The sequence below is a fragment of the Edaphobacter paludis genome, from assembly GCF_039993895.1.
GTDB lineage: Bacteria > Acidobacteriota > Terriglobia > Terriglobales > Acidobacteriaceae > Edaphobacter > Edaphobacter paludis.
Map to the genome: position 1 here is coordinate 2815876 of NZ_CP121194.1, position 21677 is coordinate 2837552.

Annotated in this window: 15 protein-coding genes; 6 read left to right on the forward strand and 9 right to left on the reverse strand. The window is 57.7% G+C overall.

What is annotated here, in order from left to right; genetic code table 11:
• Nucleotides 1-113: 113 nt before the first annotated feature.
• A complete protein-coding gene (locus tag P4G45_RS11715; RefSeq protein ID WP_348266657.1) occupies nucleotides 114-1121 on the forward strand; it encodes an MBL fold metallo-hydrolase in 1008 nt (335 codons plus the stop codon).
• A gap of 35 nt (nucleotides 1122-1156) precedes the next feature.
• Here P4G45_RS11715 and P4G45_RS11720 read toward each other — a convergent pair whose 3' ends face one another.
• The 7 genes from P4G45_RS11720 to P4G45_RS11750 all read right to left on the reverse strand — a co-directional run bounded on the left by P4G45_RS11720 (nucleotide 1157) and on the right by P4G45_RS11750 (nucleotide 10453).
• Nucleotides 1157-3490 carry a GH92 family glycosyl hydrolase gene (locus tag P4G45_RS11720; protein WP_348266658.1) on the reverse strand — a complete coding sequence of 778 codons (2334 nt, stop codon included), beginning with the start codon at nucleotides 3488-3490 and terminating at the stop codon, nucleotides 1157-1159.
• A 60-nt stretch (nucleotides 3491-3550) separates the two neighbouring features.
• Nucleotides 3551-4264, reverse strand: coding sequence for an RES family NAD+ phosphorylase (locus tag P4G45_RS11725; protein WP_348266659.1), 714 nt, complete (start codon nucleotides 4262-4264; stop codon nucleotides 3551-3553).
• A complete protein-coding gene (locus P4G45_RS11730; RefSeq protein ID WP_348266660.1) occupies nucleotides 4261-4704 on the reverse strand; it encodes an MbcA/ParS/Xre antitoxin family protein in 444 nt (147 codons plus the stop codon). Before P4G45_RS11730 ends, P4G45_RS11725 begins: the two co-directional genes overlap by 4 nt.
• 57 nt (nucleotides 4705-4761) lie before the next feature.
• A complete protein-coding gene (locus tag P4G45_RS11735; RefSeq protein ID WP_348266661.1) occupies nucleotides 4762-6945 on the reverse strand; it encodes a SpoIIE family protein phosphatase in 2184 nt (727 codons plus the stop codon).
• Entirely contained in the window at nucleotides 6942-7964 is a 1023-nt protein-coding gene (locus P4G45_RS11740) for a YihY/virulence factor BrkB family protein (protein ID WP_373694107.1), read from the reverse strand. Before P4G45_RS11740 ends, P4G45_RS11735 begins: the two co-directional genes overlap by 4 nt.
• 62 nt (nucleotides 7965-8026) lie before the next feature.
• Nucleotides 8027-9166 (reverse strand): tRNA epoxyqueuosine(34) reductase QueG, encoded by a 1140-nt coding sequence (gene queG / locus P4G45_RS11745; protein ID WP_348266662.1) that lies wholly within the window; start codon nucleotides 9164-9166, stop codon nucleotides 8027-8029.
• 96 nt (nucleotides 9167-9262) lie between these two features.
• Entirely contained in the window at nucleotides 9263-10453 is a 1191-nt protein-coding gene (locus P4G45_RS11750; RefSeq protein ID WP_348266663.1) for a hypothetical protein, read from the reverse strand.
• Nucleotides 10454-10864: 411 nt separating this feature from the next.
• Between P4G45_RS11750 and P4G45_RS11755 the strand changes: the two genes are divergently transcribed.
• Nucleotides 10865-14272, forward strand: a complete 3408-nt coding sequence (locus P4G45_RS11755) for a carboxypeptidase-like regulatory domain-containing protein (protein ID WP_348266664.1) — start codon at nucleotides 10865-10867, stop codon at nucleotides 14270-14272.
• A gap of 75 nt (nucleotides 14273-14347) precedes the next feature.
• Here P4G45_RS11755 and P4G45_RS11760 read toward each other — a convergent pair whose 3' ends face one another.
• Nucleotides 14348-15679, reverse strand: a complete 1332-nt coding sequence (locus P4G45_RS11760) for an APC family permease (RefSeq protein WP_348266665.1) — start codon at nucleotides 15677-15679, stop codon at nucleotides 14348-14350.
• 221 nt (nucleotides 15680-15900) lie between these two features.
• Nucleotides 15901-17514, reverse strand: coding sequence for a bacillithiol biosynthesis cysteine-adding enzyme BshC (bshC, locus tag P4G45_RS11765; protein ID WP_348266666.1), 1614 nt, complete (start codon nucleotides 17512-17514; stop codon nucleotides 15901-15903).
• Between the two features lie 136 nt (nucleotides 17515-17650).
• On the opposite strand from bshC, the gene P4G45_RS11770 reads away from it, so the two are divergent.
• The 4 genes from P4G45_RS11770 to P4G45_RS11785 all read left to right on the forward strand — a co-directional run bounded on the left by P4G45_RS11770 (nucleotide 17651) and on the right by P4G45_RS11785 (nucleotide 21671).
• Entirely contained in the window at nucleotides 17651-18310 is a 660-nt protein-coding gene (locus tag P4G45_RS11770) for an NUDIX hydrolase (RefSeq protein ID WP_348266667.1), read from the forward strand.
• 237 nt (nucleotides 18311-18547) lie between these two features.
• Nucleotides 18548-18766 (forward strand): cold shock domain-containing protein, encoded by a 219-nt coding sequence (locus tag P4G45_RS11775; RefSeq protein WP_348266668.1) that lies wholly within the window; start codon nucleotides 18548-18550, stop codon nucleotides 18764-18766.
• A 236-nt stretch (nucleotides 18767-19002) separates the two neighbouring features.
• Entirely contained in the window at nucleotides 19003-20748 is a 1746-nt protein-coding gene (gene polX / locus P4G45_RS11780) for a DNA polymerase/3'-5' exonuclease PolX (protein ID WP_348266669.1), read from the forward strand.
• 386 nt (nucleotides 20749-21134) lie between these two features.
• On the forward strand, nucleotides 21135-21671 hold the full coding sequence (locus tag P4G45_RS11785) for a PEP-CTERM sorting domain-containing protein (RefSeq protein WP_348266670.1): 537 nt from the start codon (nucleotides 21135-21137) through the stop codon (nucleotides 21669-21671).
• Nucleotides 21672-21677: the final 6 nt, after the last annotated feature.

Here is a 21677-nt window from a genome sequence, read left to right on the forward strand (position 1 = left end):
TCAATGTTGCATGTAATACGCCTGCGGTGTGCACCGTCTCAATGAGGGAGACGGATGCTGATCTAAAAAACTTCCGCATTGCTATTACGGGGGACATCCAATTAGATATGACGATGATGCGTAAGGCTAAGAAGCTGGGACCGAGGTTTCTCAATCCGGTGCTGACGACGGTGGGCGAATGGAGCACGATCCTGAAGGTACTTCCGCTCTACTTGAGCAACAAGGAAGAAAGAACGCCGCGCAGCCCTCTTGGGCCATTTAAAACGGAGACGTCGACGTATCTAAGGCCGCCGGAGAGCGGATTGCGCGTGACGTGGATGGGGCACTCATCACTGCTAGTGGAGATCGACGGCGCAAGGGTGTTGATTGATCCAGTGTGGGATGAGAGAGCATCGCCGATACGATGGGCAGGGCCGAAGCGGTTCTTTGCGGCACCTTTACCCCTGTCGAGCCTGCCCAAAGTCGATGTTGTTCTGGTATCCCACGATCACTACGATCATTTGGGAGAGGCCACGATTCGAAAGCTCTCGACGATCGATTCGGTGAGCAAGGCACGCTGGGTAACTTCACTCGGCGTCGGCGAAATCCTACGGCGGTTCGGAGTAGAGGAGACGCGGATATCGGAGTTGGACTGGACGCAAAGCCTATCCGTTGCAGAAGGCGCGCTTGAGATAATCGCAGTCCCCACTCGACACTTCTCGGGCCGTAAGATGTTCAACCGGTTTGAGACACTATGGTCGGCCTTTGTCCTGAAGGGGGCTGAACACAAGGTCTACTTTGGTGCGGACACCGGTTGGTGGGATGGATTTGCTGAAATCGGCGCGACCTACGGTCCATTTGATCTGACCATGCTGGAGATTGGGGCCTACCACCAACTTTGGGGAGACATACATCTCGGCCCTGAAGGTGCCGCACGGGCATTTACGGCCTTAGGTGGAAAAGGTTTGATGATGCCAATACACTGGGGGCTTTTCGATCTGGCACTCCACGGATGGCGACAGCCGATTCAAAGACTGTTTGAGGTAGCTGCGCAGGAAAACATCTCATTATGGACGCCAGAGCCTGGTCGTCCCACCGAGGTAGTACGCAACGTTGCAGTCCGATCAGAGTGGTGGCGTTGAGACCTGGTAATTCTTCTTCATACCCGCCTCCAACTCTAGCTCCCTCCAGATGCTGCAACGCCTGCATCTGCCGGAGACATCGAAGGCGGAGCTTCTTCAGGAGCACTGCCCCACGCCTTGTTGGGCTTGTCTCCCATCTCGAGTACAAGACTGCCACCGTTCGCAATCGCTGCATGCGTGAACCATGGCTTGTCCAGTTTTGTTCCATTCAACTGCGCGGACTGAATGTATTTGTTCTGCGCGGAAACGTGATTTGCGATGATCGTGAACTCCTTGCCATTCGCCATCCGAATCGAAATCTTCGCAAAAATTGGGCTGCCAATCTCGTATACCGGACTGCCTGGGCATACCGGATAGAATCCCATTGCACTCAGCACATACCACGACGAGGTCTCACCACCATCCTCGTCTCCCGGAATACCGAGCGGCCCGTCTCCATACCAAATGTCCATCAGTTGGCGCACGCGCCGTTGCGTCTTCCACGGCTGCCCGGAGAAGTCATACAGATACGGAATATGAAAGCTGGGCTCGTTGCCCTGCGCATAAAGCCCGACCAAGCCAGTTGAATCGGGAAACTGGCTAAGGTATTGGTACTTCGATGTTCCATACTGTTCTACAAAGAGTTGGTCCAGCTTGGAGTTGAAGCTGTCTCGCCCTCCCATCAACTGAATCAGACCGGCAACGTCGTGCTGCACGTGAAACGTATAGGTCCAGGAGTTCATCTCGGTGAAATAATCTCTTCCTCCCTGGCCTCCTCCAAGCTTCGGATCGAAGTGAGCCACCCATCGCCCATCCGCACTCTTTGGAGCCATGAAGTCGATCTTTGAATCGAACACATTGCGGTAGTTGTGCGCTAGCTTCATGAAGTAGAGATAATCGTCCTGCTTACCAAGAGCCTTCGCAAGCTGGGCCGTGCACCAGTCGTCATAGCTCGTCTCAAGTGTCACTGAGACTGCCTGACGCCGCTCTCCCGTAACCTGCGGAACCGTCTCAATCTCTCCCGCAGCCAGCGCTGGAAAAAATCCCTTATCGAAATACACATGATCGAGGGTCGTTAGCGGACCGCGTTTCCAAGGCAGCATCGTCGCCTGTGTCTCATTCTTCCGAATTGCCTGATACGCCTCTTCAACGTCGAAATTGCGGTAGCCCTTCAAGTACGCATCGAGAATATAGGCCGCCGCATGATGCCCGATCATCACTGCCTGTTCACCCGCCGCCGAAGGAAACGATGGCAGCCATCCACTCTGCTCATACATTCGCAGGTAAGAGCGAATCATGTCCTCCTGCCGCGGGGCCTCCAGAAGTAGCTGCAACGGATGCAACGAGCGATAGGTATCCCACAGCCCATCGTCTACATAGAAATCATGCCCATTGCTCTCATGAACCTTATGATCGTACCCGCTGAAATATTTGCCATCCTCCGTAATATCCGTCATGCGGCCCAGGGAGCGGTACAGCGCCGTATAAAAGATCGTGCGTTGCTGCTCGCTCCCACCATCGATCTCTACCGCGCCAAGCCTCTTGTTCCATAGCTCTCTCGTCTGCTCCTTCACCTGCTCGAAGCTTCGCCCCGCCATCTCCCTTTTAAGATTCTTTTGTGCCTGCTCCGTGCTGATATAGGAGAGTCCAACGCGGACCTCGATCCCATCTCCTCCTGCTCCTGGCTCCTCTGCAACGAATCCGATGTGATCCCCAGTCTGGGTTCCAATCTGCGACAGCGCATCTTTCTGCCAGGTCTGGTAATGACGAAAAGGCTTGGAAAATTCTGCGTAAAAATATTCCCTCGTCTCACCATCCTTCGCCGACAATTGGGCGACAGTACCACCCACCTTCTCGCTGCCTTCCACCGCAGAGTCACCGACGATCTTCAACTCAGCTCCGTCCTCCATACTCAAGACCAGGTGAGCAGGAGAACCTGCAGGCAGTACAAACCTGTAATATGCTGCCGTCTGAGTAGCCGTAACTTCTGCCTTAATACCCCAACTTTGCAGATCGGCTGCATAATAGTACGGCGTCGTTGTCTCGAAATCGTGGTCGAAGGTCGAAGCGTAGTCCTTCGGCTGCGTGCTCAGCTTACCTGTCGAGATCATCAGCATCGCCGGTCCCGCCGGAAATCCATAGATCTTGTCCGCCAGATAGCGGTCGGTGATCCCGGGCGTAGTGATTGGCGCGATACGCGCCATCCCATGGGGTGTCTGAACATAGGGAACAGTCGCTGTCAACAGTTGACCGATGCCGCCGATGTTGGGCGAAACGTAGTCCACCGGCTCCATCCGCTTCGCCGTTGCGTTGGCTGTTGCATTCCCCAAAAGACCCAGCAGCAACGCTGCCCATATCCATGATGCTGTTATTCCGCGCTGTACTGGCATAGCTCTCCGGTCTTCTCTCTTAACATTACGCAAAGGGCAACAAAGACTTGCCATCGTCGTCTACATATTGAGTGGTACTTCACGAATATCACTGTCTGCAAACTCTCTTCCCGCCAGCAACCGCAACTCAAGCCGGGCAGCCTGACGCACGTTATAGACGAGCGTCGGCCTGAAGCAGACGATGCAGGTACCACCCTTCTTCCTTACACTCGGATAAACAATCCCATTCGATTGTTGCCCCAGGAGCACCACGGCAAGCTGTTGAGAATCGGCATAACAATCAGGAATTGGTCCCGCCTTCAGAAATCTTCGATACTGCGGCTTGGACGCACGAAGATCTTGTAACGGGGTTGTGAAGTCCGCGAGATAATCGTCGAACGTGGAGACCTCTTCCTCATTCCAATCCACTTCCTCTAGCTGTCTAAGTTTGTGAAACGCGACCTCTGCAATCGAAGTCTCTCTCTCCACGGCACAATACCAGGCCCCGCGCTCGCTGTTATTGAACCGCCCTCCCATCGGCCCGGCATGGGTGAACGCAGCATTGACGATATGAGCGTAGCGCACGCCGTAGACCAACTCATGGACACTGATGCCCGGCAGCAGGCCCTCCTCGCCGAGCAGACGGTCGTTCGTAGCTCCATCCAGTTCCATCAGATCGCTGAGACTGGACTCATCTTCCGCAAGTCGCGACAGCACCGTGCCGCTCGCGCTGTACTTCGACGGAATGAGGCGATGCGTATCTTCAAGCTGAATTTCGGCAACTGCCGGAATCATTGCCCACCACGACGCGCATCGAGCAGTTGACGTACATGCAGCATCCCCGGTAGCCCTCGCTGGATCATGTATGCCAACGGCGTCATTCCGCGGAACATGGAATTGCGATTCGGGAGTTTTATCCACGCATCTGCCAGCGACTTGCTGTAAAGGATATTCAAGGCCTTGAATATCCCAACCAGAAGCGAGATGCGTGTAAGCGTGTCCTGATCGAGCGTCCGGTGTTTCGGCTCTTTTTTGAATCCATAGTAAGAGCCTGAGGAGAGTCCTCCCAGCAGCTGCCGTGCTTCTGTATCTTTGATTCCCCACTTCTCCATGATTCGCAGAAAGCCCTTGATTGCGGCCGGGCTGAGGCGTTCACGCGTCGGAAGATTGGAGAGGTCTGGAGAAACATCGAATGCATATCCGGCGATGTGAGGAATGACGAGAGCGGCTGCCATAGTTGGCCTCCAATATTGAGTCAATAGTTCATCATATTTGATGAATTATTGCAATCCCTAAGTCTGCCTGGCAAGCACCAGCGTAATGTCGTCGGGCTGCTCTTCCGCTCCGATCCAGGCATCGAGAGCCTGCATCACCTTCATAGAGATCACGTGCAAAGGCTCATCGCGATACCGGTTCACCACATCGACCAGCCGGGCCTCTCCAAACTCCCCAAAGTCATTTTCCGGCTCTGTCACACCATCGGAGTAAGCCACCAAGATGTCGCCTGGCCGCATCTGGAAGCGGTCTTCGTCATAGTGCATCCCGTCCATCAGACCCACAACCGTTCCTCCCTGATCCAACCGGCGAATCGTTCCATCGCGCCCCAGCACCAGGGGAGGCAATTGTCCCGCATTCGAGTAGGTCAGCATGGCGGAAGCAGCATCATAGTGCGCCAAAAATAACGTCGCGTACTTCTCCGGCTGCGTACTGCGGTAGAGATGACGGTTCAGCAACGAGAGAATGCGCCCGGGTGACTCGAACAACTCATCATGATCTCCTCCCCGCTCTTCCCGGCTCGCCATCAGACCCTCCAGTGTCGTCTCGCTGTATACCAGCTCCTCGCTCGCAAACCGGTAGGCCCGCACCGCAGAGTGCAATGTCGCCATCAAAAGCGCCGCCGAAATCCCCTTCCCACTGATATCCCCAATCGCAATGCCCACCCCCGTCTCTCGCCGCGACGGAACACCCTCGTTCGCCTCTTCATGGAAGACCAAAAAGTCATAGTAGTCACCGCTCACCGAACGCGCCGGACGGCAGACCCCGTGCAGTTCGAGGTTCGCCATATTCGATATATGGTGCGGAAACAGGTTTGCCTGAACCTCTTGCGCGATGGAGATCTCGCTCTGCAGGCGCTCTTTCTCCTTTTGCTCCGCCAGCAGCCGCTGCAGCGAACCTGTCATCGTGTTGAAGGAGCGGCTCAACTCCGCAAGCTGGTCGTTCCGGCTTACACCAATCCGATGGTTCAACTCGCCGCGGTCTACCGCATGCGTCGCCTCATACAAATCCGTGACCGAGGCCGTAATCGTCCGACTCAGCCGAATCGCCATGTACAGCGCCAGCAGTTCAATCAGCGCAAATACCACGCACAGGACAATCAATCCAAGTCGAATCCCGCTCGTAATCACTCCACCGAGCGAACCACCAAAAAGCTGTCGATACAGTAGCGCCGGCCGCGAATCCACCTCAATCAAAATGCTGTCACGGTCTCCCGAACCCCAGTCCGTCATCGACATCGTCGACATAAAACGCACGCGAACGTCAGCCAGGTTCATTGCACTCGGCTCACTGCCCCCTACAATCCCACTGGCACTTTTTGATCTACGTCCCGTTCCTACGGCAGGCTTGGCGGAGGACCCTGTTTTTTCGGCAGCGACATCCCTTCGCTCCTCCGCAAGACTGCCCACGCTCTCCGGAAACAGCACGGCCCTTCCCAACCCATCTGCAATCAAGTTCATCAGCGCGCCATCCACTGGCGTGCTGTTCACCAGGCTGAACATTCGGCCGTCGCCCAGCCGTCGCTGATGAACAACTACGAGATACAATTCCCCACCATCGAGCACAAGGTCCTGAAATTCTGAGGTCTTCAGCTCCGCCGCCCAAGGGGGCAATCCTAGCGGAGTCTTCCCAGCAACAGGATCTAACGCAATCGGCGCTCCATTGATATACGCCTTCGTCGCTGGATGAAGTCGCATTCTTGAGGCATCCAAGCGATTCGTCGTGCCGCCCCGCTCCTCCATCTCCTCCACCGACGGCTTGCCGCCCAACGCCTCAGCAATCAGGTCTGTGCGATGCGCATTCGCCCCCGACATCTGGCCCAGTTCGGCCTGCAGTCGCGAGTCCACTAGATGAATCGCAAACTGTCCCGCCGCTATATACGCTGTAATCGTCACAAGCGTTACGAACAGTACTACCGGGGCAAGCCCGATCAGCAGGTAGGTCAGCACCAGCTTGTTCCGCAGGCTCCACAGCATTCGACGGCGCACCAACTGCACAGCCAGTGGAACGGCTACAGCTACGAGTGCCACTCCAACAAAAATCTCCGTGACATTAAAAAACGTTCCCCACCCGCCCGGCAGCAACCGCAAGGCAAGCAGCACGCAGAACCACAACGCAAGCCATAGCGCAGCTCCCGGCAATCCAGTGGGAAGCCGCTTCGCCCATCCTTGCACGCGAGCTCTCAGCGTATCCTGCGTCACCCCTTTTCCCCTCGCTCTTCTTGCCGGGCCAGCCGGAGCGTATATCGCGTTGCTGAAAAATGCGCTCCCGCCAGCAGCAGTAGTCCCGACAGAAATGCCCACATCATCAACCCGACAGAGATGTAAAAAGGTCCGTACACCGATTGAAAATCCAGCCACGGGAGCGCCTGCACATACAGATGTTTTGCGCCCTCCCAAAGCAGTCCCGTCACAATCGCCGTAGGAAGAACAGCCAGCGCCGGAACCTTCCTGTTTGGAAGCACCCAGTAGATCAGGAAGAACAACAGAATACTTGCGAAAGCTGCGCAAATCTTCATAAAGCTGAACGAAACAAAATTGAACACACGATTGTGAGTATGGCCAAAGAAGACCAACTCGAGTACCGAACTCTGCGCCGTCGTAAATGCAATTGACACCATCGCCAGCACCGCAACTCCAAACGCTAACCCGGCGGATACTGCCTGGTTACGCAAATAACTTCGGTTTTGCTTTACGCCCCAGACATTATTCAGCGCTACTTCCAGCGGCAGAAACACGCCCGTAGATGTAATCAGCAGCATCACCAGCGAAAAAACCTCCGTCCGTTTGTGCGGATGCGCCAGCAGCTGCATATTGCGCATCACAAAATCCTGTCCCGTCGGCAGAAAGCTCTTCATCATTTCGCCAACCACGGTCTCCATCGACCGGGAATGAAAGATCCTTCGCGAAACTGTCAGCAGCAGCACAATAAACGGAAACAGAGAAAGAATCGCATTGGCTGCCACGCTGAACGCATAGGTATGCACCTCGGTTTGCGTAAGGTAGCGCAACAGCGCAACGATCGGCGCCCAGAAGCCGCTCTTCGCGACGACTGGCTGCACCTCTTCCATAGGCTTCGGCGGCAGATCAGGCTTCTCCGGCTCTGTCGTAGCAGGTGGCTCAGGTGGAACGGTTTTATCGGGTACGCGAGGGGCCATGGCAAAGTTGCAGCAGACGAGAAAACCGTCGCCGTCGCATTCGATGCTAGCAGAGGCGCTCACGACTAAGCGCTTACCCAAATATCGGATGCGCTATGTCATCTCCCACCAACGTCCATTGATCTTTACCGTCCGTCCCCTTCCGCAACCCCGCGAATCCGTTCCAACGCCCACAGGGCGCTCTCCGCCAAAACCTCATCCTCCCCTGTACTCCATGTCTCCAATTGCGGAACGAAACGCGGTTCGCCGCTATTCCCCATAGCAATGGCCACATTCCTCTGTAGCCGCTTCTTCCGCGTCCGCTCAATCGGGGAGCCCTTGAACCATCGCCGAAACTCTGTCGCATCCATTCCCGCCAGCCACTCCAGCGCCGGATTCACCAGCTCCGGACGGGTGAGCATGCCTTCGGTTCGGGCCACAGGTGCCTTCCTGTTCCAGGGACATACGTCCTGGCAGATATCGCACCCAAACACCTGCCGCCCCATCGCCTCGCGAAATTCCTCCGCAATCGATCCCTTCTTTTCAATCGTCAGATAAGCAATACACCGCGAAGCATCCATCTCTCTAGGCTCAACCAGCGCATCAGTAGGACAAGCGTCGATACACCGCGTACAACTTCCACAACGGTCTGCGGCCACCTGTAACTCCTCACCTGCCGCCACCTCCAGCGAAGTTACGATCACACCCAATAGCAGCCACGACCCCAATCGCTGATTCAGCACACATGCATTTTTGCCGATCCAACCGACTCCGGCCTTGGCCGCCGCAGCCCGCTCGACCAGCGGCCCCGTGTCCACGTAGCATTTTGTCTCGCACCCATACCGTTCATGGAGCGCTGCCTCCACCCGCCGTAACCTTCCCAGCATCTCATCGTGATAATCCGAAGGAACCAGATCTTCGCCCCCCTCGGGCCGCCGCCCGCTCCACGCATACCGCGCAATCCAACCGGTTCCCTCCCCTGCCGGCTGAATCGAGAGTGGCCCATCGCCGTTGTAATTCACGGCACATACCACCACTGACCGCGCCCACGGCATCGCCACCTCGACTCCGCTGCGCAGCAACACCCCATGTTCATTTCTGCGCTTCAGATAGTCCATCTCGCCTGCCCGACCCGCCTCTACCCAATCGGCAAACCGTTCGGCATCTACCCTGCCCGGATCACTCTCAGTTCCATACACAGGCGCGACCCCAGCCGTATCAAACCCGGCTTCGGCTGCACGCTCCCGAATCCACTCCTGCCACTGCCCGATCCACAAGCCAGCCACACCGCCCCCGCGACCCCACCTCTACTCATTACATTCTCGCAAGGCACAGCAACGCAAGCCGCCCGCCATCACAGGCAGCGAATCAAATCCATGTCTTCAAAGTTTCCCAAGAAATGCACCCACACCCCGCGCACTAACGCGCACCTCGTCTCTCCCATGCATCAGCACAATTTCATCTGCTTCTGCGCGCACATCCTCAATCTCCTGCCAACCCTGCGGAATGGCGGCCACAAACAGCAGCCACGGAGCGCGCAACGTCTCATTGGCCCCAATCCTGCGTGACGTAGGCCTCCCAAACAATGGACCGCGCTCATCGACGGCCTCATTTCCCAGTGGCAGCGGCGTCGTGCCAAACTCCATTCCGCGTGCCTGCACGTGGCCGTTCCAGGGTGGATCGTGGCGTGCCTGATTCTCCTCCCATATCGCAAGCCAGGGAAAATCTTCCACACGAAACAGATAGCCCACCGCCAATCCAATCTCCGCATGACAAACTGCGACAAACCCATGCTCGCGCCCTGCCTTCTGCTGCGTTGTCGCTATAAAGCCCGCTCTAGCCTGGACAAACAGCTCGCGTAGATCTACCTTCTCGCCATGGGCACCCGGCGCATACGGCCATGTAAACGCTCCATCGCGCGCCAGTAGATTGCGACCGTCATAGTCGGCGGGCGATGTGATCCCATTATGTACCGAGGCAGTTGCTCGACCTCCGCCCTTGACACTGGATGGAACACCGAACGTCGCATGTTGTACCCAATGAAGCGGTCGCTCGGTATCCCGCATATTCGACACGCGTTCATCGACGCGTAAAACGCTCTCCCCCTCAGGCAGCGAAAACTGCCGCTCCACGCGCAATCCCGCGGCGGGCAATTCCGCAGTGGCCAAAACCCTGTTCGCGTCCTGCGTCGTGATTGCCCACATCACATTCGGCGCTTCGCCATGAAGCGAAACCCCGGCTGCCGCATCCGCTTTGCTGGCAGCTCCAAATCCATCAAGGCAGAGCGCATGCCCCGTATACGACGCGAGATATCTTCCTGCCTCCTCGTCCCCGAATCCTTCCGCGATCACCGCATGAGCAGGCGAACCGGGATCGGCTGTCTCCCAAGGCGTCTCCCAAAGCAAATTATCCTGCGAGGGCCCATTCCCCTCGACAAATCCCCACCAGGCAAGATGCCCTCCGCCCGGCAACAACTTTACCTCGACCAAGCCATTCGTCAGAGTAACCGCAGCCCGGCCATGCCAGTCTGGGGCCATCGGTGAACCGCTTTCGTGCATAGCTTTCATATTCATTAGTCGGACGCTCCCAAACCACTCTCCAAAAAGATTCCAAGTCTCACTGCCAAACTCGGGGACACCGCATCGCCGTAGCACGCAAAATCGCAGATGATCTTAATCCCATCACAACACCGCCATCGCATACTGGCAACTCCTGCCCCTCACCAAGCGATGGATTCGAAAATAATCCGATTCACTTATCCCCCAAAGGAGGGATAACAGTTCAGCCCACAATCAATGAAGATATTAGATATCTACGACCTCTGCTTTGACCGCGATGTTCGTACCCTTCAGAATTAGTTTAGGGCCCCTATCCGATCTATCAGCCCATTATTCTTAATCAGGATGACCACCCGCATCTTTCTGCTTCGTCTAGCTTCATAAACCTGTAACAAAAAATATCGTTCTCGATTTGGGAGTTTGTTAATGCGTCTTGGAAGCCTGTGTACCGCGTTGTTGGCCCTCGTTGCTATGGCTGGAGTTGGATTCGCGCAGACCGGCAGCGTCACCGGCCAGATCTTCGATCCTGCTGGCGCTCTCGTTCCGAACGCAACCATCACAGCAATTTCCAATTCGACAGGCATTACGCGCACAACGACGACAACTTCGGCAGGCCTCTATAACTTCGCCGCGTTGCCCCCGTCCATCTATACTGTCTCCGTCGCCGCATCGGGCTTTCAGCCACTCACTCGCAGCAACGTCGTTCTCAACATCGCCGCAATTCTCCCGCTGAACTTCACTCTGTCTGTGGCCGCCGCAGCCACCTCGGTCGATGTGCAGGACGTCGTGACCGCTCCGATTGAGACCAACAGCTTCGAGCTCTCGACCGTCGTCAACGCCAAACAGATCAACGATCTCCCTCTCATTCTGCGCGATCCATACCAGTTGGTCCTTCTAGCCCCCGGGGTCGTCACCGCCTCCAATAATGTAGGCGGATTCTCGGTCAACGGGCAGCGCGACCGCAACAACAATTTCATGCTCGACGGCGGCGACAACAACGATACCTCAGTTCCTGGCGGCCAGCAGGGCATCTCCGCAGCTAATCCGGACTCCACGCAGGAGTTCCGCGTCATCACCAATAACTTCGACGCGGAGTTCGGTCGCAACACCGGCGCAATCGTCGATGTCGTCACCCGTGGCGGCAGCAACGGGTTCCACGGCAACGCCTACGAGTTTGGACGCTACAACGCACTTGGCGCGCGCGACTTCTTCAACAAAAAAGAGAACGGCCCGCAGGACCCCTATGTCCGCAACGACTTCGGCGCATCCATCGGCGGCCCGGTCTGGAAAGACCGCACCTTCTTCTTTCTCAATGCCGAGGTTCAGCGCTTCCGCACCACCCGCACCTCGTTTCAGACCACCCCAACAGCCGCATTCCGAACCGGCAAGTTCACCTACACCGATCCCATCGGAGGCAGTCAGACACCCGTTGATCTCACCGCCGACCCAACCACCAACCCGGACAACATCTCCGGCCTCAGACAAGACCCGCTTATCGCAAAGATCCTCGCTCTCGCGCCCGTCGGACAGGCCGACAACGGCGACGGCGTCAGCACCACCTACTTCTTCCCTTCTCTGGATGCCTTGAACTCCTACAACCTCACCGGCCGCTTCGACCAGAAGCTGACGAACAAACATCAGCTAACCGTTCGTTACATCTATGGCCACGCCGCCGAAAGCAACCCTTTCCACGATGAGGTGCTCCCGGGCTACGGCAACTTCAGCAATATCAACACGAATCATAACGGTGTCATCTCCCTCGCCTCTTCGCTCTCCGCCCGCGCCACCAATCTCCTCCGCGCCGGTTACAACCAAAGCAACAGCGGCGACTATTGTAACCACGCAGCCATCGACGCCCTCACCGGCACCGACACCTTCGGCAACGGTCGCGACATCAACATTCCTTACTTTTTCATCTTTGGTTGCTCCGCCCTCGGCGACAGCAACGCGCAGGCCCGGCTTAGTTCAACCCTCCTCTTCGCCGACACCTTTACCTTCACCAAAGGCGCGCATTCCATAAAATTCGGCGGCGAGTACCGCAGCGTCAAGGACAACAACTTCACCGACTTCAATTCGCGCAATCTGCTTCTTCTGGATAACTTCACCATCTTCGGCTATCCCTCCTACAGCTTCTACGGCAGTCACCGCTCTCCCAGCGTACGTGGCTTCGAGGACCTAATCTGGGGCGCGCAGGGCGCCGTCGCCAACTCCTCCGAGAATCAGTTCTTCACCCGCGCCGGTGTTCGCCGCGCCAATGACGTCGCCCGCTTCCGCCAGCACGAAGGTGCAGCCTTCGCGCAGGATACCTGGAAGGTCAACTCAAGGTTCACCGCCATCCTCGGCCTCCGCTACGCCTTCAACGGCGTGCCCTACGAGAAGGACGGCAACCTTTCCACCTTCCTCGGCGATGCCTCCGCTGCCGTGCCTGCCGTTGGCTACTTCAGCTTCACCTCCGTCGGTTCCGGAACCGGGCGTCAGCTCTACGCCGATAGCTGGAAGCTCATCGAGCCTCGCATCGGCTTTGCATACGACCTGAACGGAGACGGCAAGACCGCAATCCGTGGAGGCTTCGGCATCTTCCACGACCGCGTCTTCGACAACCTCTTCGGCAGCGCCAAATCGAATCCCCCCTTCCAGGCACAGGCAAACGAGTACCCCTTCGACGGTACATCCACCACGCCGACGGTCGAGAACACTGCCTTTCCCGGCGAGCTGACCCCCTCCCCCAACATCACCGACGGCCAGTTTCTTACAGCGCCCGTCGTCATCGATCCACACCTCAAAATGCCGACCAGCCAGAGCTACAATCTCGGCATCCAGCATCAGATCAATAACAATTTCACCCTCGAAGTAAACTACGTCGGCAATCACAGCACCCATGGACTCCGCGCCATCGACGGAGCCCCGCCCCAGCCGAATCTCGTGCAGGCAGCCCTCGCCGCTGGCGTTCTACCCGATGCCCTTACCTTCGACGCCCTCTACCAGGGCGGGGTCGACGCCAACGGCACCAGCTTCGGCCCCATGGTCAACAACAACGCCTTCTATCACGAAGCGTTCGAGACCTCGGTCGTCAGCGGCAACTACAACGCCCTGCAAGCCAAGCTCTCCGGGCAGGTCGGCGGCCTCACCTTCACCGGCAGCTACACCTGGTCGCACTCTCTCGACAATGGCAGCGACCCCATCCATCCCGGCGCCGGTGATTCCTTCTTCCCGCGCAACAGCTACGATCTCAGTCCCGAATATGGCAACTCCGACTTTGATGTCCGCCAACGCGGTGTCTTAGCAGCCACCTACGCGTTGCCCATCGGCATCGGCAGTACACACCTGAACAGCAACCTCGTTGGCCACATCTTCGAAGGCATCCAGCTCTCCGGCATCCAGCAGGTTCAGACCGGGTTGCCGTTCGATCTTCGCGGCACCCGCGACAACCTCCACACCGGCGCCGCTAACCGCCCACAGCTCGTCGGAGCGCCATACCCATCCGGTCGCGGAACCATCGTCGCGTCAGGCAAAATCACCGGTCCCGCTGCCGCCGCCTTTGCCAACGCGCCCTACGGCCAGAACCTCTCCCTTCATCGCAACAAGTTCTACGGCCCCGGCTTCGTCAACACCGACGTAGTCTTCCAAAAGACGCAAACCCTGCGTGAGCAGGTCAAGCTGATCTTCCGCGCTGAAAGCTACAACGTCTTCAACCACCCCAACCTCGCCTCGCCCCCTGCGTCTTCGCTGAGCATCGCGTCACCCACCTTCGGCGTCTCGCAATCGCAGCTCAGCCAGAACGACGGCACCACCGGAGCCCGGCAGATTCAAGCGGCATTAAAGGTAGTCTTTTAACTGCAAGGAACTCTCGCGTATGCTCCGCTTCTCCTTGCGCCGCAGCAGCGGCCAGCAGTGTAACGACGGGCGACTCTACCGCTCATCTAGTCGTTGAGCTCTGCCGTTCATCCGCAGCTTTGCGAGAAGATACAGCGGCAAACCACAAGCGGCAATCAGTGAGGAAAAGGCAAGCGCTGACATTCCCGCCACCGTCTCCGTTCGCGACGCATAGAGCGCGTAAAGCACAAGCGCCGCCGGACTAAGCCCGAGCAAGACAGGCACCCAGTCGGGTCCGGGAATGCGAAAAGGCCGCGGCAGTTCAGGCTCTCTATAACGCAGAACGATCAGCGCAACAAACTCCAGAATCATCGACAGTCCATAGAGAACCAGGTCAATAGTAATCAGCCGCTCAAAGCTGAACCCCAGCGCCAGCGCCCAGCAGAAGCCACAGGCCAGCACCGCAACCCATGGAGTGCCGTTCTTCAGCCGCTTTGTAAACACTATCGGTAAGAATCCATCCTCCGCCAGCGCATGAGGCAAGCGCGTGTAAGACAGCGTGAGATTGCTGAATGTCCCCACATCGTCAAGCGAACCCGCCAGCACCACCGTAAACGCCAGCGCAGGCCCTCCGAGAATATGTGCCGCATCCACCCACGCCCCGGTCGAAAACCGGCCCGACGGAATGCCGGCCCACGCAATTGCGGCAATAGGAATGACATAGGTAAGCATCACCATCACCGCGGCAATCAAAATCACGCGAGGATAATTACGTTGCGGATTCTCGACTTCATTTGCGATGGTCGTGGCATTGTCCCAACCCATGTAGTTCCACATCGCGACAAGGATCGCTGTGGAGTAATCGGCATGCACAGGCGGCGCCAGTGAAGCATGGCCACCAAATGGCCCGGTCGCACCCCGCAGACCAATATAGACAGCGATCACGATAAGAATGAGGTACGGAGAGATCGAAAGAATCCACAGCCGCAGCGAACCTTCACCCACGGCCGCTGCGCCCCGCAAATTCCACAGGACAGCCAGAGCGACCACACCAAGCTCAAGCACAATTCCCCGATGCCCACGAGTCAGCGAAGGGGCAATGCGTGCGAGATACAGCACAAATGTCGTGGGATAAATCGCCATGTCGAAGACAGAGGCAGCAAGCGAAAGCCACGCCTCCTGAAATCCCCAGAAGGGCCCCATTGCACGGCGCACCCACGCATAGAATCCACCCTCCTCAGGCACCGCAGCAGCCAGTTCGCCCAGCATCAACGCTGTCGGAAAGCTCCAGAAAAACGGCAACAACCCCAGCAGCAGCAGTGCATGGCCATATCCGGCAAAGCCGATGATGTCTTCAAGGTCATACGGTCCACCCGAGACCATGAAATAGGTCGCCGCGAGCAAAGGAAGCAACCGAAGTTTGCGCATCGCCGGCTTCGATACAGATATTAAGGACGCGCTCTCGCTCATCACTCCGACTTTATCGCAGAACTACCCTACTTCAGCTTCATCACACGCCGCGCCATCGCCTATTTCAAATGCTATTGCGTTGCAGTTGCCTCTGGGTACGCCAAGGCTTTAGCTTTGGCTCTCTCCGGAGCCAACAAAAAGGGCTTTAGCCCCTGGGTGTCCTCATTCCGGCCCAATGCCTAAAGCCGAATCACCACATGACCGGGACAAAGATTAGCCGCCGCCTCTACCAGCCGCTCCACCAGCCCCTCCCCATGCCGCGCCACAAACCAAACCCCAGCCACCAACCGCTCCTGCGGGTGTCCGTCGGGAAAGACATTCAGCGTAATCGCCGCCGCATGTTTCTTCAGGCTGGACTCCTTCTGCAACTCAAACGCTGCCGCCATCCGTCGTAGCCGGTTCATCTGGTAGCGCATCTTCGAGCTGGAAACTTCGACTGTCCGTCCCAGCGACTCATCCATCCCGCCCATGTAGTCGTCTGCCGCCGCCAGCGCCGCATCGAGCGCATTGCCCGCCGCAGCCAGTTTCCGCTTCCCTTCAATCGGCATCGCGCGCGCGCCCAACCGAAGCGCCAGCTCGTCGGCAGTCGTCATTGCATCCGGCAACTGGACCTCGTGCATCTCCATCACCGCCGCGACCGAAGGCTCCAGCACCGTAGCGGTCAACCGTGGCAGCACCGGCGTCACTCGCCCCAGAATCGCCTCATACACCACCGAGCTCTGCGCAAAATAAGCAATCTCTGAAGGCCCGCCAATATACGCCGCCGTCGGCAATATTGTGTCCTGAAATACCGGCCGCAGCAGCGCATTCGGACTCAGCCGCTCCGGAGCACTCTCCAAAATCGCGATCAGTTCCGCAGCCGAAAAGATCTTCCCGCCAGCCTTCCATCCACCATCAGGCAGGCGACGCAGAGCAATCCGCTCACCCGTCGCTTCATCCACCAGAAACAGCAGACTGCCACCCGCCGCAACCAGCACCTGCGCATGATACCCAGCCTTGACCAGCTCTTCGCTACGCGCAATCAATGCCGCTTGCAACTCCTCGGCATGTTCAATCGCATACCGCAGCGTGCTTGCCCCCAGTGCATGAAACTCCTGCGAAGCGGCGTCCATCACAATCAATCCCTGCTCCGCAAACAACCGCGCCATCAACCCTGCGAAGGCCCCACCCAACGTCTGCCCCGCTGTATAACACTCCTTCAGCGTCTCCCATACCGGAGCAAACTCCAGCAACTCGCCCGCCTGCTCCAGGACCTGATCGATCTCGCTGCCCAGCGCAATCCCGCCTACCTCAACCGCGGCCTTCGTCTTCAATCCCGCCCGCAGCGTCTCCACCGTCGTCTTCGTCAGCAGCGAAACCTGATTGACCTCCGCCAGATCATGGTCTTCCGTAGCCAGCCAGAAAACCGGCACATGCTCCACGCCTGAAACCCGCGTAGCATCCTTAGCCCGGGCAATTGCAGTCGCAGCTTTTAATAGAGTCAGCAGCGGGCCGCCAAACAACCCCACCTGCTGCCCGGTGACTACGGCACGCGCACCGCCGCGCAGCTTCTCGATATTCGCCATCGCAGCCGGACTCGCGCCAAACTCAACGCTTTGGCGCGCCAACGCATCTGCCAACCGTCCCGCATCCACGGCCGGGCGTTCGGAGCGCATCCACTTACCCGCAAACGGCTCCGCTCCGTACCATTGGCGCACCGCCGCGTCCACAGGACTAGCTCCCATGCCAAGGTAGCCGCGATACAACTGCGACACGTGCGGCAAAATCGTTATCGGGTAACACTCAGCGCTCATCGCAGCCACAATCCTCGTACTGGCAATACACTACGGCGTGGCCCAAAACGAGCAGCCATTGTCCACCTTACTATCTTCTTGTAACGGTTGGATGCCTCACAACCGACTCGCGATGCAGGAATGATAACGTAGCCTTATGGCCACTTCGACAAAAAGACCCGTCGCCCCCAAGTCCAAATCTGCCTCCAAATCCCCCGCCAGCAAGCCCAAAACCACCGCCAAGAAGAAGCCCTCCGCCACCAAAGCCGCCCTCATCTCCTCAAAACTCTCCTACAAAGGCACCGTCTTCTCCGTCTACACCGACCAGGTCATGGAGCCCCGTTCCACCACCGTTCATACTCGCGACGTCATTCGGCACAACGGCTCCATCGTCGTCCTCGCGGTAGACGAGTCCGTCAACCCCAAAGACCCCGACCTCATTCTCATCCGCCAGTACCGCCATGCCGCCGGCCAGTTCCTCCTCGAGCTTCCCGCCGGACGCATCGAGCCCAAAGAAGCTCCGCTCGCCGCCGCCAAGCGCGAGATGATCGAAGAAACCGGCTTTCGCGCCAAACGCTGGACGTCCCTCACCAAGTACTACGCCAGCCCCGGCTTCCTCGGCGAGTCCATGCAGATCTACCTCGCCCGCGACCTCAGCCACGGCGCCTCAAACCCCGAGGACGACGAGCACATCGAGATCGTCCGCACCCCGCTCTCAAAAGCCCTCGCCCTCATCGCCGCCAACAAGATCCACGACGGCAAAACCCTCATCGGCGTCTCTCTCTACGCCGCCGCCCGCCGCGAAGGTCGCCTCTAACCAAGGCAGGGTATTCGCAGCTTTAGACGAAAATCCTTCCCTAAATACGCCTGATACCATTCACGGAAAAATCACAAAGCCCTCAAATCATTGGGGCAAAACCCAATTCCTGCCCTGCAGAAAAAACTCCTGCCCGAAGGGAAAACTTTGCCGGAAAACTCCACGTTCAACTCTTGCGTCAGACACAGGTAAGTCGCGCGGCATCGCGCACTGATCGAGAAAAGGGAGTTAGTTCACGTGAGTCAATATAAAGGCACCGTAAAGTGGTTCAACAATGCAAAAGGCTACGGATTCCTCGGCCGTGATGGCGGGGCAGATGTCTTCGTTCACTACAGCTCCATTCAGCGCGAAGGCTACAAGAGCCTCAAGGAAGGCGACGAAGTAGAATTCGACATCATCGAAGGTACCAAAGGCCCACAGGCCGATCAGGTCAGCCGCCTCAAGGAGGCTGTCTAAGGCAGTTCTATTTCAACTGCGAACTGGATCGGGATAATGGACTCAGTGCCGTTTCCTTGAAAATCGACGCCAAGACTCAAGACCAAGCCCCTTGGAGACGCCCCAAGCCAACGGCTCATCGACATCTTCGCCCGGCCCGCCGTATCAACGTGCATCCTCATCTCCCGCCGTTGCATACTGACTGAGCAGCCGGGCGAAGACGACTCAGACAAAGAAAGACCGGCTAGCGCCTTTTCATGGACAACATAACCATTGCACGCCTGCTCGACGAAACAGCAGCCCTGCTCGAAATCGACGCAGCCGACCCCTTCCGCATCCGCTCTTACCGCCGCGCCGCCGAAGCAATCGAGCAGCAAACCACCCAACTCTCCACCCTCATCGCCGATACGAAACAACTCCTCGCCATCCCCGGCATCGGCAAAGCCATGGCCGCCAATATCGTCGATCTGGTCAACACCGGCACCATGCCACTCCGCGATGAGCTGCTCACGAAATACAAGCCCACGATGCTTGAACTCCTGCGTCTCCCGGGAATGGGCCCCAAGACCGTGGCCCTCATTTGGTCCTCGTTGCAGGTAGCCGACATCGACGCCCTTGAAGAAGCCGCCAAAGCTGGACACCTCAACAAGCTCCCGCGCATGGGCGAAAAGTTCACCACCAAACTCCTCAAGGGCATCGAAGACCACCGCAAAAACTCCAGCCGATTCCGCATCGACCAGGCTCAAGACCACGCCGAAAGAATCTCAGAGCTTATTCGCGCTTTCCCTGGCATCGAGACCATCACCCCCGCAGGCTCTCTTCGCCGAGGACGCGAAACCGTCGGCGATCTCGATCTCCTCGTCACCGGCCCCGCCTGCGAACCCGATGTCGTCGCCGCCGCAGTCGAGCACGTAGCCACACTGCCCCTCATCGACAAACTCCTCGCCAAAGGCCAGAACAAGGTCTCCTTCACGCTCCGCAACAACCTTCAGGTTGACGTCCGCCTTCTGCCCCGCGCGAGCTATGGAGCCGCGCTGCAATACTTCACCGGCTCCAAGATGCATAACGTAGCCCTGCGCCAGCGCGCCATCAAACGTGGCCTCACCCTCAGCGAATACGCTTTGCTGCGATTGGAAGACAACAAGATCATCGCCGCCGCCAGCGAAGAAGAGATCTACAACGCCCTCGATCTCGACTACATCCCACCCGAGCTACGCGAAAATTGTGGCGAACTCGAAGCCGCGGCCGCTCATACCCTCCCCAAACTCATCACTCTGGCCGACATTCGCGGTGACCTGCACATGCACACCGAAGCCACCGACGGACGCGACACCATCCGCCAGATGGCCGAAGCCGCCATCGCCCGTGGCCTCGCCTACATCGCCATCACCGACCACTCAAAAAATCTGGCCATGACCAACGGCCTCGACGATGCCCGCGCTCTCGCCCACATCAAGCGCATCCGCGAAGTCGACGCCGAGATGCAGGGCCGCATCCGCGTCCTCCCCGGCATCGAGGTCGACATCCTGGCCGAAGGCCAGCTCGATCTCGACGACAGTACCCTCGCTCAAATGGACATTGTCGTCGCCAGTGTCCACAGCCGCTTCGACCAACCCATCGAGCAGATGACTGACCGCATCCTCCGGGCCATCGAAAACCCACACACCCGCATCCTCGGCCACCCCACCGGCCGCAAGGTGCTCAAGCGCGAAGCCTACGCCGTCCATATAGACACCATCCTCAAACGCGCCGCCGAGCTAGGCGTCGCTGTCGAGCACAACGCCTCACCCGCTCGCTCCGATCTCAACGATCTCAACCTCCGCCTGGCCAAACAACACGGTTGCAAAATCGTAGTCGACACCGACGCTCACGCGACCGAAGAGCTCGACCAGATGCGCTACGGAATCACCCAACTCCGCCGCGCGTGGCTCACCAAAGACGACATTTTGAACACCCAACCCACCGCCGAAGCTCTTTTAAGCCAACTCCGACCCAAGCCCTGAACACGCAAGGGGTATCTACAAAGATTCTCTGCAAGAAGTTGTCTTCCACATGCACTCGATGGCAAACATGCAAAGTTAAGCAGTTATTGTGAAGTGTTTTATCCCGTATACACAAAAAAGCGCTGCATGATTTTGCAATATGTGAGTTTTTTTCCTGAAAAAAGGAAGGAAAATGCATAGATTCAGGTCTGGCCCTCGAATTGCTAACTTTGGGCTTGAGCGACACTTCGCTCAAGGTTCATCCAATGCAGCGACGGACTTTCTTGTTCCTGATCATCGTGCTTCTGGTTACCGGGTCAGCTACCGGAGTTCACGCGTCCACCGACTGTCAACGGTGGTTCATCGCATACAGGCAGCAGCTGGAACATTCTCAGGCAGCGAATCGCATGCGCCGTGCAAAGCTCCGAGCACAGCGATACGCGCGTATGAAGCTGGCAGGCTACGTCAGACCGAAACCTGTGACCAGGCCACACCACCACTATCCGAACCGCCCCAGAATGACACGAGCCGAGGCGCTTCGCCGCTACAATCTCGCCTGTGGGGTATTACCGGAGAGAGAAGCCCAGCAGGAGACAATCAGCGAAGAAACCTCGGCTGATTTCGCCCCCCGGCGCCCCTTTGACTTTGTTCCGGTGGCAGACTCAGACGACCAACAACTGATCGCGTCAAATTCCATTCCGTCGTATGTCGGACCGGAAGACATCTCCGACAATTCAACCCCGGAGGGATCGGCGACCTACGCACCGCAGATCGGTGGGTTTCTCGGAAGCCCGGGATTTCCAGGATCCGGAGGAGCACAGCCGCCACGCAGTTCCACTCCGCCGCCAGTGCTGACCACGGTTCCCGAGCCTGAAAGCCTCGCACTTCTACTGACAGGTCTGGCCGGGGGAGTTGGCATCCTGCGCCGCAGAATCAGAGCCTGATCTCGC

Excerpts from the sequence above, each read along its gene's own strand:
- P4G45_RS11715 (WP_348266657.1), top strand. The coding sequence starts at position 114 with ATGATGCGTAAGGCTAAGAAGCTGGGACCGAGGTTTCTCAATCCGGTG.
- P4G45_RS11720 (WP_348266658.1), bottom strand. The coding sequence starts at position 3,490 with ATGCCAGTACAGCGCGGAATAACAGCATCATGGATATGGGCAGCGTTG.
- P4G45_RS11725 (WP_348266659.1), bottom strand. The coding sequence starts at position 4,264 with ATGATTCCGGCAGTTGCCGAAATTCAGCTTGAAGATACGCATCGCCTC.
- P4G45_RS11730 (WP_348266660.1), bottom strand. The coding sequence starts at position 4,704 with ATGGCAGCCGCTCTCGTCATTCCTCACATCGCCGGATATGCATTCGAT.
- P4G45_RS11750 (WP_348266663.1), bottom strand. The coding sequence starts at position 10,453 with ATGAATATGAAAGCTATGCACGAAAGCGGTTCACCGATGGCCCCAGAC.
- P4G45_RS11755 (WP_348266664.1), top strand. The coding sequence starts at position 10,865 with ATGCGTCTTGGAAGCCTGTGTACCGCGTTGTTGGCCCTCGTTGCTATG.
- P4G45_RS11760 (WP_348266665.1), bottom strand. The coding sequence starts at position 15,679 with ATGCGCAAACTTCGGTTGCTTCCTTTGCTCGCGGCGACCTATTTCATG.
- bshC (WP_348266666.1), bottom strand. The coding sequence starts at position 17,514 with ATGAGCGCTGAGTGTTACCCGATAACGATTTTGCCGCACGTGTCGCAG.
- P4G45_RS11770 (WP_348266667.1), top strand. The coding sequence starts at position 17,651 with ATGGCCACTTCGACAAAAAGACCCGTCGCCCCCAAGTCCAAATCTGCC.
- polX (WP_348266669.1), top strand. The coding sequence starts at position 19,003 with ATGGACAACATAACCATTGCACGCCTGCTCGACGAAACAGCAGCCCTG.
- P4G45_RS11785 (WP_348266670.1), top strand. The coding sequence starts at position 21,135 with ATGCGCCGTGCAAAGCTCCGAGCACAGCGATACGCGCGTATGAAGCTG.